The sequence below is a fragment of the Bacillota bacterium genome (assembly GCA_030705925.1).
Taxonomy (GTDB): Bacteria; Bacillota; Clostridia; order Oscillospirales; family Feifaniaceae; genus JAUZPM01.
On sequence record JAUZPM010000051.1, the window covers coordinates 1 to 15,301 of the forward strand.

Annotated in this window: 18 protein-coding genes; 3 read left to right on the plus strand and 15 right to left on the minus strand. The window is 41.8% G+C overall.

Going from position 1 to position 15,301, the window contains the following annotated elements:
* The coding region (locus tag Q8865_08320; GenBank protein ID MDP4153421.1) for an ATP-binding cassette domain-containing protein at positions 1-510 on the plus strand (510 nt) is incomplete at its 5' end.
* Positions 507-1,352, plus strand: coding sequence for a cysteine ABC transporter substrate-binding protein (locus tag Q8865_08325; protein MDP4153422.1), 846 nt, complete (start codon positions 507-509; stop codon positions 1,350-1,352). The genes Q8865_08320 and Q8865_08325, both read left to right, overlap by 4 nt.
* A 69-nt stretch (positions 1,353-1,421) precedes the next feature.
* Here Q8865_08325 and Q8865_08330 read toward each other — a convergent pair whose 3' ends face one another.
* The 12 genes from Q8865_08330 to aroB all read right to left on the minus strand — a co-directional run bounded on the left by Q8865_08330 (position 1,422) and on the right by aroB (position 12,426).
* Positions 1,422-2,021 (minus strand): transglutaminase family protein, encoded by a 600-nt coding sequence (locus Q8865_08330; GenBank protein ID MDP4153423.1) that lies wholly within the window; start codon positions 2,019-2,021, stop codon positions 1,422-1,424.
* Positions 2,022-2,065: 44 nt separating this feature from the next.
* The gene (locus Q8865_08335; GenBank protein MDP4153424.1) at positions 2,066-2,401 is read right to left on the minus strand and encodes a CGGC domain-containing protein; all 336 of its coding nucleotides are present in this window, start codon (positions 2,399-2,401) and stop codon (positions 2,066-2,068) included.
* Positions 2,402-2,465: 64 nt separating this feature from the next.
* Positions 2,466-2,831 (minus strand): fluoride efflux transporter CrcB, encoded by a 366-nt coding sequence (crcB, locus tag Q8865_08340; protein MDP4153425.1) that lies wholly within the window; start codon positions 2,829-2,831, stop codon positions 2,466-2,468.
* Positions 2,832-3,242, minus strand: coding sequence for a fluoride efflux transporter CrcB (gene crcB, locus Q8865_08345; protein ID MDP4153426.1), 411 nt, complete (start codon positions 3,240-3,242; stop codon positions 2,832-2,834).
* A 36-nt stretch (positions 3,243-3,278) separates the two neighbouring features.
* Positions 3,279-4,661 carry a shikimate dehydrogenase gene (aroE, locus tag Q8865_08350; GenBank protein MDP4153427.1) on the minus strand — a complete coding sequence of 461 codons (1,383 nt, stop codon included), beginning with the start codon at positions 4,659-4,661 and terminating at the stop codon, positions 3,279-3,281.
* Between the two features lie 10 nt (positions 4,662-4,671).
* Complete coding sequence (gene aroA / locus Q8865_08355) at positions 4,672-5,940, minus strand: 3-phosphoshikimate 1-carboxyvinyltransferase (protein MDP4153428.1); 1,269 nt, start codon at positions 5,938-5,940, stop codon at positions 4,672-4,674.
* Positions 5,941-5,952: 12 nt separating this feature from the next.
* Positions 5,953-7,056, minus strand: a complete 1,104-nt coding sequence (locus tag Q8865_08360; protein ID MDP4153429.1) for a prephenate dehydrogenase — start codon at positions 7,054-7,056, stop codon at positions 5,953-5,955.
* The gene (gene aroF, locus Q8865_08365) at positions 7,056-8,069 is read right to left on the minus strand and encodes a 3-deoxy-7-phosphoheptulonate synthase (protein ID MDP4153430.1); all 1,014 of its coding nucleotides are present in this window, start codon (positions 8,067-8,069) and stop codon (positions 7,056-7,058) included. Before aroF (Q8865_08365) ends, Q8865_08360 begins: the two co-directional genes overlap by 1 nt.
* Positions 8,070-8,080: 11 nt before the next feature.
* A complete protein-coding gene (gene aroF, locus Q8865_08370; GenBank protein MDP4153431.1) occupies positions 8,081-9,094 on the minus strand; it encodes a 3-deoxy-7-phosphoheptulonate synthase in 1,014 nt (337 codons plus the stop codon).
* 13 nt (positions 9,095-9,107) lie between these two features.
* Complete coding sequence (locus tag Q8865_08375; protein MDP4153432.1) at positions 9,108-10,235, minus strand: prephenate dehydratase domain-containing protein; 1,128 nt, start codon at positions 10,233-10,235, stop codon at positions 9,108-9,110.
* A 13-nt stretch (positions 10,236-10,248) separates the two neighbouring features.
* A complete protein-coding gene (gene aroC, locus Q8865_08380; GenBank protein MDP4153433.1) occupies positions 10,249-11,346 on the minus strand; it encodes a chorismate synthase in 1,098 nt (365 codons plus the stop codon).
* A 15-nt stretch (positions 11,347-11,361) separates the two neighbouring features.
* Complete coding sequence (gene aroB, locus Q8865_08385; protein MDP4153434.1) at positions 11,362-12,426, minus strand: 3-dehydroquinate synthase; 1,065 nt, start codon at positions 12,424-12,426, stop codon at positions 11,362-11,364.
* Positions 12,427-12,628: 202 nt separating this feature from the next.
* On the opposite strand from aroB, the gene Q8865_08390 reads away from it, so the two are divergent.
* Positions 12,629-13,048 (plus strand): hypothetical protein, encoded by a 420-nt coding sequence (locus tag Q8865_08390; GenBank protein ID MDP4153435.1) that lies wholly within the window; start codon positions 12,629-12,631, stop codon positions 13,046-13,048.
* Positions 13,049-13,110: 62 nt separating this feature from the next.
* Here the strand turns inward: Q8865_08390 and Q8865_08395 are convergent, their stop codons facing one another.
* From Q8865_08395 to Q8865_08405, 3 genes are all read right to left on the minus strand, one after another.
* Entirely contained in the window at positions 13,111-14,370 is a 1,260-nt protein-coding gene (locus Q8865_08395; protein MDP4153436.1) for a sn-glycerol-1-phosphate dehydrogenase, read from the minus strand.
* A gap of 18 nt (positions 14,371-14,388) precedes the next feature.
* Positions 14,389-14,850 (minus strand): RpiB/LacA/LacB family sugar-phosphate isomerase, encoded by a 462-nt coding sequence (locus tag Q8865_08400; GenBank protein ID MDP4153437.1) that lies wholly within the window; start codon positions 14,848-14,850, stop codon positions 14,389-14,391.
* 51 nt (positions 14,851-14,901) lie between these two features.
* Positions 14,902-15,301, minus strand: a 400-nt coding sequence (locus Q8865_08405; GenBank protein ID MDP4153438.1) for a hypothetical protein, incomplete at its 5' end; no start/stop codon positions are given.

The window sequence follows — 15,301 nt, forward strand, 5'->3', positions numbered from 1 at the left end:
ATGGTTTTTCAAAGCTATGATCTTTTCCCGAATATGACCATAATCGATAATATTCTACTCGGTCCGTTAAAAGTTCAGGGGCAAGATCGGAAAGAAGCTTTAGAGCAAGCCGAAAAGCTTCTCGCAAGGGTAGGGCTTTCTGAAAAGAAAAATTCGTATCCAAGACAACTTTCAGGCGGTCAGAAACAGCGTGCAGCTATTGTCCGTGCACTATGCATGAACCCGGAGATCATGCTGTTTGACGAAGTAACCGCCGCACTTGATCCAGAGATGGTTCGGGAGGTGCTTGACGTTATGCTTGAACTTGCAGAGCAAGGAATGACTATGCTTATCGTGACTCATGAGATGGAATTTGCAAGAGCTGTGGCTGATCGAATTGTGTTCATTGACAACGGAAGGATCATAGAAACCAGCAATTCGGTTGAATTTTTTGTAAACCCTAAAACCGACCGAGCTAAACAATTTATAAATATGTTTCATTTTAACAAAGAAAGAGGAGTCAAACTATGAAAAAATTTTCAAGAATATTTACCCTAACACTGGCAATTGCTATCCTTATGTCAACACTCGCGGGATGCTCTTCAAAAGCTTCTAGCAGTTCCAGTATCGATACAATAAAGAAGAACGGCGTCATTAGAATAGGGGTATTCAGCGACAAGCCACCATTCGGATATGTTGATGAAAATGGCAAAAATCAAGGTTTTGATGTGTACATAGCCAAGCGTCTGGCAAAAGATCTGCTCGGCGATGAAGACAAAGTGCATTTCGTACTGGTTGAGGCTGCAAGCCGGGTCGAATACCTTGAAACTAATAAGGTTGACATTATACTGGCGAACTTTACTGTCACAGATGAGCGGAAACAAAAAGTTGACTTTGCAAATCCTTACATGAAGGTGGCACTAGGAGTCGTTTCCCCCGATGGCGCTCCAATAACCGATGTGTCACAGCTTAAAGGTAAAAAACTAATTGTTAACAAGGGCACAACCGCAGAAACTTACTTTACAAAAAATTATCCCGATATAGAGCTTTTAAAATTTGATCAGAATACCGAGGCATTCCAAGCTCTAAAGGATGGACGCGGCGCAGCCCTTGCACATGATAACACCCTACTTTTTGCATGGGCAAGACAAAATCCAGGATTCACTACCAGTATAGGCTCACTTGGCAGTCAGGATACAATTGCTCCTGCTGTTAAAAAGGGCAATACCGAGCTTCTAAATTGGATAAATGACGAGCTTACAAAACTCGGCAATGAAAATTTTGTCCATAAAGCATATGACGCAACCCTTAAACCCGCGTATGGAGACACCGTCGACCCGGAATCAGTCGTAATTGAGGGCGGTAAACAATAACACACCAATTTCTTCTCCCATTATTATAAAGGAACAGCAGCCGTTTATTTGACGTCTGCTGTTCCTTTATTATTCAATATCCGGTTTTTCAGTAACATAATCAGGTATGTTATCATAAATATCCTGAATGGTTTTTGCCGCTTCCAGCATATCCATTGTATCTTTATGCGGGGCTGCATAGATGCCTTTCCAAAAGTATTCGTCATAATTTTCTCTGTTTGGAAAAGCAAGCTTAGGTTCACTTAATGAAAACTGTGCATTTATGCCTTTTGTATTGCCCCTGGCATCTACTTTTATCCATTGACCGTTAAGGTAAATAGCATTGTAACAATGTACGCAATACCCAAGTGATTCATCATCTGCAAGCGTTATATGCTGAAAACACATGCCCGTAGGAATGCCTTGTGACCTTAATAACGCAGCAAGTAAATTTGCTTTTGCATGGCATATGCCCGTCTTATACTTAAGCACATCTGAGGCCTTGGCAGTTATAATCATAGCATTTATATCAAATGAATGAGGTATTTCATCACGCACAAACTCATATGCTGCTTTAGCCTTTTCAATATCTGAACTAAGGTTTTTAAAAAGTTCATTTGCTTTTTCTCTAATATTAGGAGACGAAAAATTTATGTACTTATCCTCTTTTATAAAAGCTTCTAAATTCATACTGTCATCTCATTTCTCGTAAAATATTTGTCAGAGTAGCAATTTTATTTATGTGAATGATCGATTATTTTTACCTTTTCACCGAGTCTTTTCACAATTTCCTCTTTCATTTCTTCGGCATACGGGCAGGCTTCCCCTTCACGTCTTCCTTTAGTAATACAAGATGTCAAAACGATCGTGTCGGCTCCCTGTCTTACCATTTTTGCCGCTCTTGAAGACGCTTTGTCGCCGGGGCACCCCCCGCATGAATAAAATCCAATTATGATTATATCTTCAGCAACGCCTTTAAACGCGCCCTTTTTCTCCCTAACAGCTTTAAAGTCCTCTTTTGCTGAACATATATCCTCTGTTTTTTGGCACCTGATAAAACCGACTTTCATAGCATTTTCCCTCATATAGTTTTTAATCAGTTTACAGGTGTAAAATGTATAAGTCAATGATACGCTACAATAACCCATTATTTAACATATTGCCTAATATAAAACCTATGAAGTATCCAAGAATCCCTAAAAAGATCGAACTTAAAATATAAAAAAGAGCATTCAGCCTTTTATTATCCTTATAAAGGTTAAAACTTTCGAACATAAACGTTGAAAATGTCGTGTATGCCCCTAAAAATCCGTCACCTAAAAGCAAATAAATGTTATTGCCAGCATTTAAACTAGCTACTATTCCTAAAAGAAATGCCCCTGTAATATTTATAAAAAATGTCGCAATGGGAAATGAATTCTTTTTAGTAAGCATCTTGCCTAAATTATACCTTGCAACTCCCCCGAATGCTCCGCCAATTCCGACCAGAATAAAATGCAACTATTTCACATCTCTTTCAGCTTTTTTAATTTTATTGCCTACCATTTCAGCTGCGATTATACCCAGATATGCCGAGCCAAGCCCCAGCAAAGCAGATAATACAATATATGAAAATGCTGTATTATAATCTCCGTGTCGCATTAACTCGGCAGATTCACGGCACAAAGTCGAAAAAGTCGTAAATGCGCCCAAAAAACCAGTGGTCAAACCAAGCTTCATCTCATTCCCCAGCTTCCAAACCTCAAAGGGCAGTGTAAGAATGAGTGCCAGAAAAAAGCTTCCTAACATATTAATAATTAACGTATTTAGCGGAAAGCTCGTATGAAAACTGAATATATGAACAGACCTGACCAAATAACGTAAAATAGCACCGGCAAATGCGCCAATGCTGATATAAAAATAATTCTTCATATTAACCCTTTGTACAAAGGCTCTCGAAAGCCTTTTTTATAACATATTTATTATATCATCAGCAACATTTTCAACATCTTTTTCGGCGTTAACACTTATATTACAATGAGCCTCATACAAAGGACGCCGCTCTTCAAAAAGCTCTATAACACGCTTTTTAGGATCTTCAGTCTTCATAAGCGGGCGGTTTTTCCCCTTTTTTATATTGTTATATAAAAATTCAGTCCCCGCTTTAAGATATACCACGAGCCCATTTGGGGTCAGCACCTCAAAATTATCTCTTCTGAGAATCGCGCCGCCGCCAAGAGATATCACGTTATTCGTCAAAGCGGCTAAGCCTTGAATATATTTATATTCGAGAGCGCGGAAATATTCTTCCCCATAGCTCGCAAATATCTCAGTTATACTCTTGCCCTCTTCCTTTTCTATTTTACGATCCAAATCGTAAAAAGTAAAACCAAGACGTTTTGAAAGCACTTTTCCGACAGTAGTTTTCCCGCACCCCATAAATCCTGCCAAAACTATATTGCGTTTACCATGCTTTTCTGCAAGCCGTTTAGCCGCCACACGCGCGGCAAGCGTCTGGTGTGCGTTAGTTACAGCAGCCTCGCTTATTTTACGGCCGAACCAGATTTCATCGGATGCAACGCCCTGTGCAATAAGCATAGAAAGCCCGTTTGCACACCTGATCCCTGCATTTTTTGCATATTTAATTAGTTTTGTTTCAAGCGGGTTATATATGGTATCGTAAACAAAACTTAAATTTGGCGCAATATTAATGTCTGCCGGTAAAGCATCCTCTTTCGGGAACATGCCGACCGGAGTGGCATTCACCAAAATATCGATCTTTCTTAAATCAAGGTAGCCGAACGAAGCTGCATTTATATCCGCATTTTTAAGTGAAAGATCGTCAATAAAAGATTTTACCCTTTCAATATCCCTTCCGCAAACTGTTACAGAAGCACCATTGTTACATAATACAAACGCAATCGTTCTCGACGCGCCGCCGTTTCCAAGAATAACAGCATTTTTACCTTCTGCGCTTACGCCGTTTCTGCTTAATGTTTCCTCAACCCCGATAATATCTGTGTTGAAACCGGCGAGTTTGCCGTTTTCGACTAAAACCGTATTAACAGATTTAAGGCTTCCTGCCGTGCCTTCAACTATGTCAAGATATTTTATAATTTCAGTTTTATAAGGAATTGTAACATTAAAACCCTTTAGTTTACGTCGGGCAGCCTCTATAAAGGCTGGCATTTCGTCCGGTTTTAAATGGATCGGTATGTATTTTGCTTCAATACCGTCAGCTTTATAAATGCCAGTGTGCATTTCCGGCGAAACTGAATGCTCAACAGGATCTCCAATTAGAGCATAAAGCGGCTTTTCACACCTGTAGCGCAAAAACTCTTTTAGATTCATAAGCTAAGCCTCAATTTCTGATTGAGTTTAAATCGTTGTAAAATCCGGGATAGGAAATGGACACAGCTTCAGCATCTTTTATGCTGCTTTCTCCTGGCAGCGTCAGTGACAAAACCGCCTCGCTCATCGCCATTCTGTGATCTTTATACGAGTCAAAATCTGAGGCTTTAAGCTTTTTGCCTCCGCGGATAATCATACCATCATCCGTTTTCTTAATATCGGCTCCGCATTTGCAAAACTCATTCACTATTGCTGCAATTCGATCCGATTCCTTGACCTTAAGCTCACCTGCGTCACGGATAACCGTCTCTCCATTTGCAAAAAGGGCCGCCACTGCGAAAATCGGCACCTCGTCGATCATCCGGGGTATAATATCCCCCCCGATCGTAATGCCGTGCAGTTCACTGTGTCTTACCGTTATATCTGCAGACGGTTCTACATCGCCATTAATATTGCTGTAAGTGATATCCGCTCCCATTTCACGCAGAGCGTCAATTATACCTGTTCTCGTTTCGTTTATACCCACGTTTTTGATGGTTACTTCACTGTCAGGTAGAATCAATGCCGCCACTATGAAAAATGCAGCCGATGAAATGTCGCCTGGCACATTAATATCTATAGCTTTCAGCCCGGCGCTGTGAGAAACCGTTACTGATGCTCCGTCTGACTGTATATCCGCGCCGAACGCTTTTAACATTAGCTCGGTGTGATCTCTTGATTTTGCCGGTTCGGTCACAGTCGTTTTGCCGGAAGCGTAAAGTCCCGCCATCAAAACTGCTGACTTTAACTGTGCTGATGCCACCGGAATAACTATTTCGCCGCCATGTAAAGACGAAGCTGATATATGAAGCGGGCATTTACCCCCGCTGCTCTTAATATTTGCGCCAAGCTCAGAAAGCGGAACTATCACCCTTCCCATAGGGCGTCGGCGAATAGAATCGTCACCGTCAATAATAGAGTCAAACGGCTGTCCTGCAAGGATACCTGTTAAAATCCGCGCTGTCGTGCCCGAATTTCCTATGTCTAGTGCATCTGAAGACGGCTTCAGGCCGTTAAGCCCAACGCCTTCAACTACTACATCAGTGCCATCTATATTGATTTTAACCCCCAACTTGTGAAAACACGATATGGTGGACATACAGTCCTCACCATTCAAAAAGCCCTTTATATGAGTTGTTCCGTCCGCTATAGCGCCAAGCATGACCGCCCTGTGTGAAATTGATTTATCCCCAGGAACGGTAAGCGTTCCGCGTACGCTTGAAGCCTCATGTATAATCATTGGATTCCTCCGTTACTCATTTTTGTCTCTTGCATTTATGCCCTTTTCACGAAGCACTTTAAGGCTTTTCTTAAGATCTGAATCAGAAGAAACAGCGATTGTCATAACGCCCCCGTCAAATTCCCTGCTGTTCTCTATGCTTATAGCCTTTATACTTATATTCTCACGGCTAAGCGTTTCAGAAATAAACGATGTTACCCCGACCTTGTCTTCAACATCTATCGAAATCTCATATATTTCACCTATTAGGCTGCGTGAAATTGACGGAAGTCTGTCTCTTGTCTCCTTTGCAGACGCAAAGTATGCCTCAAGTCCTTTTTTGTCGTCAGAAGCTAGAAAATCCTGAAACGTTTTAAGTTCTGATATGTATTTATCAATAAGGTTTTTTAACACTTCTTTATTTTGAAATGAAATATCAGCCCAAAGTAAAGGGCTTGAAGACGAAATCCTGGTAATATCCTTAAATCCGCCTGCCGCAATGCTCTGAGCCATTTTATCCGTAGTGTCGCATTTAGAAAGAAGGTTCACAAGCGCGGCAGATGCGGCGTGAGGAAGATGACTGATAAGACCCACCGCCTCGTCATGACTCTTTCCGTCAAGCACGACGGGGATAGCACCCACAGTTTTATAAAGCTGTGTGAGAATAATGATTGAATTATCATCGGTGCGTTCGCAGGGTGATATTATAGCATACGCATTTTCAAACAGATGCGCCTTAGACGCATCATAGCCGCCTTTTTCGCTTCCTGCCATTGGGTGTGTCGATACATATCTGAAACTGCTTTTTATTTTTCGCACACTGTTTATAAGGTTTAAGCTTACACTTGCGGTATCTGCGATAATAGTATCTTTTCCGCACATTGAAGCCGCTTTTTCTATGATTTCAGGCGCATATTCCGCAGGCGTGCAAACCAAAATGACGTCGGCATTGCAAAATTTCTCATTTAATTCAGTGCCGCCGGCTTTTATTATACCATCCTCAATTGCGCTTGTAATTGAAGCGCAATTATTGTCAACCGCGTAAATATTTTCTATACCGGCACGGCTTAGTGCCTTTGCAAACGAGCCGCCGATAAGACCAAGCCCGACAATCGTAACAGTGTGCAGATCATTCATCAGAGTGTCCTGCCGGAAATCGCAGCGCAGGCTTTAAGGTCTCTCATCAAAGCCTCAAACTGCTTAAAGTTTAATGACTGATCGCCATCAGACATTGCTTTTTCTGGCGTTGGATGAACCTCTATTATTAGGCCGTCGGCACCAGCAACGACAGCTGCTTTTGCCATTGCGCCTACAAGGTTTGACTTTCCCGTTCCGTGTGATGGATCAACAATGACCGGCAAATGTGATTTATGCTTTAAAAGTGGAACAGCGCTAAGGTCAAGCGTGTTTCTTGTCGCTGTTTCAAAAGTGCGTATTCCGCGCTCGCATAGCATAACATTCTGGTTGCCCTCTGCCATTATATATTCCGCGGCGTTTAGAAGCTCGTCGATAGTTGCGGAAAGCCCGCGTTTTAATAAAACAGGTTTATTTGTACGCCCCGCTGCACGCAAAAGCTTAAAGTTCTGCATATTTCGAGCGCCTATTTGAAGAATATCAGCATATTCAAGTGTATTTTCAAGGCTTTCCTCATCAATAACCTCAGTCACCATTTTAAGTCCCGCCGCTTTTTTAGCATTGTACATATAATTAAGTCCGTCGACCTCAAGCCCCTGGAAAGAATATGGCGAAGTTCTCGGTTTATATGCGCCTCCCCGGAGAATCTGCGCACCGCAGGATTTTACAAACTTCGCTGTATCCATGACCATGTCCTGGTTTTCGATTGCGCATGGACCCGCCATTACGACAACGCTGTCGCCGCCAATAGTCACATCCCCCAGATCGATAACAGTCGGTTCGGGATGAAATGCCCTATTTGCAAGTTTATATGATTCCGCGACATGGACAACTCTGTCTACACCGTCCATAAGTTCAAAAGCTATATGCTGGATCTTATTTTTATTTCCGATGATACCAATTATGGTAAGCTCGTTTCCCTGTGAAAGATGTACGCCCATATCGTACTCATTAAGAACGTTGCATACGCGGTCAACGTTTTCCTTTGTTGCGCTGGGCTTCATTATAATTATCATATTTATTCCTCCTATAAAGATCTGTCTACTGCTTCCGCCACTCTCTTGAGTTTTTCCATAAGTTTTCCGAATGTTTCAAAATTAAGCGACTGTTCCCCGTCCGACATAGCTGTACTGGGACTTGGATGTACTTCTATAATTAGTCCGTCAGCGCCGCCTGCAATGGCTGCAAGTGCCATTGACTCAACATAATTCCATCGTCCGGTGCCGTGTGACGGGTCTACTATGACAGGCAGATGAGTTTTGCTTTTCAAAACCGGAACAGCACTTAAGTCAAGCGTATTTCTTGTCGCTGTTTCGAAAGTTCGTATTCCGCGCTCACATAGTATAACATTAGGATTGCCCTCTGCCATTATATATTCAGCCGCATTCAAAAGCTCATCGATAGTTGCAGACAGTCCGCGCTTTAAAAGAATAGGCTTATCTGTTTTGCCCACTTCCTTAAGCAGTGTAAAGTTCTGCATATTACGTGCGCCTATCTGTATTATGTCCGTATAATCAAGAGCATTTTCAAGACTTTTCTCGTTAATGATCTCAGTCACCATTTTTAAGCCAGCAATCTTTTTTGCATTATACATGATTTTAAGACCGTCTTCTTCAAGCCCTTGGAAAGAGTAAGGCGATGTTCTTGGTTTATATGCGCCGCCTCTTAAGAACTGAGCGCCGCAGGATGCAACATATTTTGCAGTCTCCGTTATCATTTCCTGATTCTCGACCGCACAAGGACCGGCCATCACAGCGATCTGTTTACCGCCTATCTTTGCCCCGCCGACATCAATGACAGTTGGCACCGGATTGAACACTTTATTTGCAAGCTTATATGATTCAGCAATAGGAACGACACGCTCTACTCCGTCCATTCTGTCAAGTGCGAGATGCGCAATTTTCTTTTTGTCTCCAATAATGCCGATGATTGATAACTCCTCGCCGCGTACGATGTGGGTGCCAAGTCCATAACCTTCGAGGATATTGACAATAGATTGTATATTTTCTTCAGCCGCTTTCGGCTTCATTATAATAACCATTTAAAAAGCTCCTTTAAATAATAGAATAGTTGCCTAAGAGATATATTTCAGGCAATTCGCTTTCAAGCAAAAGTAAAATGCTCTTTGTTTTCTCATCCATAATATTCCCGGCAAAGTCAAGATAAAACAGATATTCAAACGGCTTTTCCGGGATGGGCCGCGATTCAATCTTCATCAGGTTAACGCCATAATCTTTGAATACGGCAAGCAATGCGGCAAGCACACCGCTTTTGTTTTTCAGATTGAACGCGATACTGATAATATCTGATTTTACGGTTACGAGAGGCTTTCCCGTAACCTTAATAAATCGCGTTGTATTAAGTGCCGAGTCACGTATTTTGTCGTCGATTATCTCAAGGCCGTATTTCTCAGCGGCATACATATTGCAGAGAGCCGCCGTAGTATTATCTCCGCTCTCCGAAACAAACTTTGCCGCCGCCGCGGTATTGAAATATTCTTTTGGAATAAATCCGTTTTCTGATAAGTAATTTCGGCACTGTGAGAGTGACTGTGGATGCGAAAATACAGTTTTAACAGTATCTTTTGATGTATTTTTACTGCCTGCAAGGGAATATTCAATATCAAGCAGGCAGGTCGCTGATATAAACAGATTATTTTTTAGCAGAAGGTCATATACCTCCCGCACTGTTCCGGCAGTGGAGTTGTCGAGCGGCAATATCCCTGCATCAGCCTCTCCTGACGCCACCTTTTCAAAAACTGTATCAAAATCAGGTGATCCGGAAAATTCTGCATCAGGGCACATCTTCATGGCTGCAAGATTTGACCATGAGCATTCGCTGCCGTAATAGCAAACGCGTTTTTCTTCGTATACGTCTTTATTAAGAAAACGTTCAATGATTTTAGGTGATTTGCCGTTTTCTATCATATATTCATACTGGTATTCCCGCGAAAGCAGCATAATGGATGAATAGAGAGATGCCCCTTTTCCGGCAATACTTTTATCAAATCGCTTTTCAGCGTTTTTTATTATTTCATTTTCTCTCTCTTCGTTATAAACAGGCTGGTCGGTGTCTGTTTTCAGTGCAGCCACCTTTTCCGATAAAAGCATACGCTGTGAAAACAAACGTGAAAGCTCGTCATCAACTTTATTTATTTCATCTCTTAAATCTTTAAGATCCACGTTGTTCCCCTTTCTATATTCCCGAATACCCATTTTTCTCAAGCATCATATCAAGCACAGCGATAGCGGCAGCGTTTTCAATAACAGGAACAGCTCTTGGCACGATACACGGATCATGTCTCCCTTTTATCGATAACTCAGTCTCGGTGTGTGAAACCATGTCAACGCTTTTCTGGGTTTGTCCGATAGACGGCGTTGGTTTTATAGCCGTGCGAAACACTACAGGCATTCCTGTCGATATGCCGCCTAAAATACCGCCGTTATTATTAGTCTTCGCCCTTATTTTCTCATTTTCTATTATAAACGGGTCATTTGCTTCACTGCCAAACATCCCTGCAAATCCAAATCCGGTGCCGAACTCAATGCCTTTTACGGCGGGGATACCGAATATCAATGATGAAATTTTGTTTTCGATCCCTTCAAACATTGGGCTGCCAAGCCCTGCCGGAAGACCCGTCACCGCGCATTCGATAATGCCGCCGACCGAATCCAGTTTTTCTTTTGCCGTTTCGAATATAAGCATCATAGAGGCTCCTGCCCCCTCATCCAGCACAGGAAAAGACGCATTTTGAAGGCGCAGTATTTCATCTTTTGAAATATCAGTCAGGTCAAAAGGTTTGTCTTCGACATCATAAATACGTTTAATATGTGCAACCGTTTCAATTTGGCTGCGGCGCAAAGCAAGTCTGCAGAGCGCACCGCAAAAAACGATGGGAGCGGTAAGACGGCCTGAAAAATGCCCTCCCCCGCGAACATCGTGAAAGTTTTCATACCTAATTGAAGCTGTATAATCAGCATGGGACGGCCGTGGGATGCGCATCATTTCCTCATAGTCCCCTGAATGCTGGTCAGAATTTCTTATGATTGCCGTAATAGGCGCCCCGGTAGTATGCCCGTCTTTAATTCCGGACAATATCTCGGCCTCGTCGGCCTCTTTTCTTTTTGTAGAAAAGGAGGATGATGACGGGCGGCGCCTTGCCATCTGTTTATCAATAAAAACAGTGTCAAGTTCAACACCTGCGGGAAAACCGTCTATCGTTACTCCGATTGCAAAGCCATGTGACTCTCCAAAGATAGTTATATTAAGATTTTTGCCCCAAGTCGATCCCATGTTACCCCTCTTTTCCTACAGCGCCTCATTCATTATGCTTTTAAGTTCAGACAGTTCCACCGGCCACAAAAACGCCTCGCCGGTCTTTTTCAACATAACAAGGCTTATAACGCCATTTAAATTTTTCTTGTCATTTGTCAGTGCCGAGAATAACTCCAAAGGCTTTTGTGCAAACGATATCGGCAAGCTGAATTTTTTATTCAGACTAATGATTTTTTCCTTTGTTCCACGTTCAGTAAGCCCTAGATATTCTCCTATTGCTGCCGCCATCACCATTCCTGCCGCAACAGCGCTTCCATGCGTGATGCCTGTATAATGCTCAATTTTTTCAGCTGCATGTCCAAAGGTATGCCCAAAATTAAGAATGCCTCGAATCCCAGTGTCAAGTTCATCTGCCTCAACTACATCGCTTTTGATCCTGACACAGGTTTCAATAATATCCTCTATCTCTTCTTTGTCTTTATACGCTGCAAGTTTATCAAAAAGAGCAGGATCTCGTATAAAAGCATATTTTATCACTTCTGCCATTCCGTCACACCATGTCCCCCTCGGCAGAGTATCAAGAACATCTGGATCGATTAGAACAAGCGATGGCTGATAGAAAGCCCCGACATGATTTTTACCCTCGGGCAGATCATAGCCAGTCTTTCCTCCAACAGAAGAATCAACACATGCAAGAAGCGTTGTAGGTATCTGAACAAGCCTTACGCCTCTCAAAAATGTAGCAGCGGCAAAACCTGCCATATCGCCGGTAACGCCTCCGCCCAAGGCTATTATCGTATCTGCACGAGTCATGCAAAACTTCTCGAGAAATGTATATATATTATTGATTGTACCAAAATTCTTAGATTGCTCACCTGCTGTGAAAATAAAAACATCCGCCTCAAAGCCTGCATCCCGAAGCGCGGCACTGAGCCGATTCGCATACAGGGGCGCAACATTAGAGTCGGATATAATCGCCGTTTTTTTACCTTTAGCAATTTCTTTTATTTCAATCCCCGCTTTGTCAAGCACACCCTTACAGATGTGAATATCATAAGCAGATGGCTTTCGGTTGGTCCTGCAATTAATGGTTTTCAAAACTTCCTCCATAGCGGATATCTAATTTAATATTATATTACAGTTTACTATACTTGGGTTTCTATTTCAAATATTTTTTAAGAAAATTTGATATTTAATTAAAAAATATTTGGAACTATTTAGTAACATTTTCGTCAAAAGCAATAAAAGGCAGGTGATTTGTCTGGTTTTTAAAAATAGATATTTGCTTATCATATGTTTAATGATATTTTTTATTTCTTTGATCGGGTGCACTGTAAGCAATGTCTCTAATTCTCCGCCGGAACTTAAAATATTATATAAAGATAAAAGCGTAGAAGCAATAAAAGGAACATATTCGTGGGCAAGCATTAATCTTAACGGCGCCAAAACTTTCACCACTGCTGACTGCAGCGCCCCTCCGGAATTAGTAAGAAATTCGGTGCCTATGACCGTTTCCGCAAATTCTCCTTTATCTTTAAGTTTCAGTAAAAAGCCTTCAAAAACCGAAGTCAGAATCTGGCATGATAATGACATAATAAAGCAGCAGTTAGTTAACGGTAAAATAATAATCCCTGAACAAAAGGGAAAAGTCATTTACGAAGTTATTGGGACGTGGAAAAACGGCACTGTCTATTATACTTTTTTAGTTAATGTTGAATAATCTTATAACAAAAATGGGGTTCAGTTCTTTCAAACTGAACCCCATTTTATATCGCCGTTTAATTAATAATCAATCCCCAATATATCACGGATTCTTAGTACCGTAAACCTATTGCGCATATAAGGGCTGTAATGAAGAGCATTGTAGACCATTTCTGGTGTTACATTAACTTCTTCAGGCGTTGTTGCACAAGCAGATATCTTCATGATTCTTTCCAGTTCATCTATATCAGGCAGTTCTTCATTGATGATATCAACGACCTTGCCCCAATTGTTCTTTAAGAATTCAAGATCAATCTTATCTGTAAGCGGGGGATTGTTGCACTTAGTAACTTCCCCTGCAAAGTTCCCGTAAACCTTTTTAACATGATCCCAATCGACATTCGCTTTGCGCGGGTTGATTGAAGGAAGTTTTGCAAGATCTTTGTATATCTTAGCAACCATCAGTGTTGCAACACCAACTTTTTTACCATGAAAGTCCGGCCAGATGCCCTTTTCCAACTTCATAATCTCCCAGAAGTGAGAAACAATATGCTCAGACCCTGATGCAGGGCGTGAATTTCCGGTAAATTCCATAGCAATACCCGTAAGTACAAGCGCTTCCATAATCGCCTCTGCCGTTTCTGTGCTGTTGCCGGTAACCTTGTCAGCAAGGGCAACCGCTTTACGGACAGCAGTCCTCGTTATATTTGCAACTCTGTCGCAATACCATTCGCCAGTTAAAAGTGTAGATGCACGCCAGTCAACCATTGCTATGTATTTTGCTAGCAGATCGCCAAGCCCAGCCGATTTCAGGACTGCCGGAGACTGAGCCAATATATTAGTATCCGCCATAATAACCCAAGGTGAAGCAGCCTGTTCTGATTTTTTATAATTGTTCTTAGTAATTGGAGCGGTATCTGAGGCAAAACCGTCCATAGAAGGAGCGGTTGCAAAGATTGCAAGCGGAACTCCTCTGCGATAAGCGGTAAGCCGGCAAATATCATTGACCGAGCCGGTTCCTATTGAAAGTATCCCGTCATGTCCTTTAGCCAGGCTCTCAAGTTCCTCTACTGATTCCATACGTGCAAAGCGCATATCGTCATAAATCAAGGTGGTGCATTCAAAGCCTGCCTCCTTTATTACATCCAAGATTCCGTTTGTTACACGCATCGAGTTGCCGTCTCCAACAACAAGGATGTTTTTAGGAAATTTGTTTTCGGCAAGTATCTTTCCTGCTTTTTTCACAAGTCCCTCGCCAATTTCTACCGCTTTGATTTTCGTGTGATGTTCTCTGCCGCACGGACAATCCTGTAAACTCTTCAAAAGTGCCTGTAAATCCATTAAATATTCGTCCTTTCTCTATTTGTAAAGTTCTTTTTCGTATCCTTTGATTAAATTTACCTTATCTTCAGACGGACCGCCAGCAAACTCACGGTCACACCATTCATTTAAAATCTTCTTAGCAAGCTCGGGCCCTATTATGCGGGCGCCCATACAAATAACGTTGCCGTTGTTGCTCAGGCGAAGACGTTCGCAAGCGTAATTGTCATGTGCAACACCTGCATAGATTCCCGGAAATTTATTTGCGGTAATCGCCATTCCGATTCCGGTGCCGCAAAACAGCGCACCCTCTTTGGTGTATCCGCTGTCAATAATGCTTTGTGCCACTTTTTTAGCGATTTCAGGGTACATTGTACTATCACTTGACGACTCAACTCCGACGTTTTCAACGGTATATCCCCTGCTTTCAAATACCTTGATTGCAAGCTTTTTAAGTTCTACCGCTGCGCTGTCACATCCAACAACAATAGTCTTTTTCATGGCAACCTCCAATTATTTATTTTCAATATTAGTATATAAGTTTCTAAAAAATTATTCAATAGGCACCTTACACAGAGAACGCACCGGACAGCCGTCACAAATAGGCTGTTTATTACAATGGCGCTTTGCGTGCTCGACTATAAGCCCATGATATCTGTCGTAAAGCTCAACGTCTGCGGGTAAGCTTGACATAAATGTGTTTTGAAGTCTTTCATAAGTCACATCCGTGTCGTAACCCAGCCTGCCAAATATCCGCCTTGTATATGAATCTATAACAAACGATGTTCTATGAAGCGCATACAATAAAATTGTGTCCGCAGTCTCAGGTCCTATTCCTTTCAAATTTAAAATAATTTCTCTAAGCGTTTTTGTGGCAATATTTTTGGTATCTGTAGAAATAAACCATTTAGTAAATTCTCTCAGATATGCGGATTTATTCTTATAAAAACCA

Coding starts and splice junctions, on each gene's coding strand:
- Q8865_08400 (MDP4153437.1), bottom strand. CDS start 14,850: ATGAAAAAGACTATTGTTGTTGGATGTGACAGCGCAGCGGTAGAACTT.
- aroA (MDP4153428.1), bottom strand. CDS start 5,940: ATGATTATACATGAGGCTTCAAGCGTACGCGGAACGCTTACCGTTCCT.
- Q8865_08390 (MDP4153435.1), top strand. CDS start 12,629: ATGATATTTTTTATTTCTTTGATCGGGTGCACTGTAAGCAATGTCTCT.
- crcB (MDP4153426.1), bottom strand. CDS start 3,242: ATGAAGAATTATTTTTATATCAGCATTGGCGCATTTGCCGGTGCTATT.
- Q8865_08330 (MDP4153423.1), bottom strand. CDS start 2,021: ATGAATTTAGAAGCTTTTATAAAAGAGGATAAGTACATAAATTTTTCG.
- Q8865_08395 (MDP4153436.1), bottom strand. CDS start 14,370: ATGGATTTACAGGCACTTTTGAAGAGTTTACAGGATTGTCCGTGCGGC.
- Q8865_08360 (MDP4153429.1), bottom strand. CDS start 7,056: ATGAATGATCTGCACACTGTTACGATTGTCGGGCTTGGTCTTATCGGC.
- aroF (MDP4153431.1), bottom strand. CDS start 9,094: ATGGTTATTATAATGAAGCCGAAAGCGGCTGAAGAAAATATACAATCT.
- Q8865_08335 (MDP4153424.1), bottom strand. CDS start 2,401: ATGAAAGTCGGTTTTATCAGGTGCCAAAAAACAGAGGATATATGTTCA.
- aroF (MDP4153430.1), bottom strand. CDS start 8,069: ATGATAATTATAATGAAGCCCAGCGCAACAAAGGAAAACGTTGACCGC.
- aroC (MDP4153433.1), bottom strand. CDS start 11,346: ATGGGATCGACTTGGGGCAAAAATCTTAATATAACTATCTTTGGAGAG.
- aroE (MDP4153427.1), bottom strand. CDS start 4,661: ATGAATCTAAAAGAGTTTTTGCGCTACAGGTGTGAAAAGCCGCTTTAT.
- Q8865_08325 (MDP4153422.1), top strand. CDS start 507: ATGAAAAAATTTTCAAGAATATTTACCCTAACACTGGCAATTGCTATC.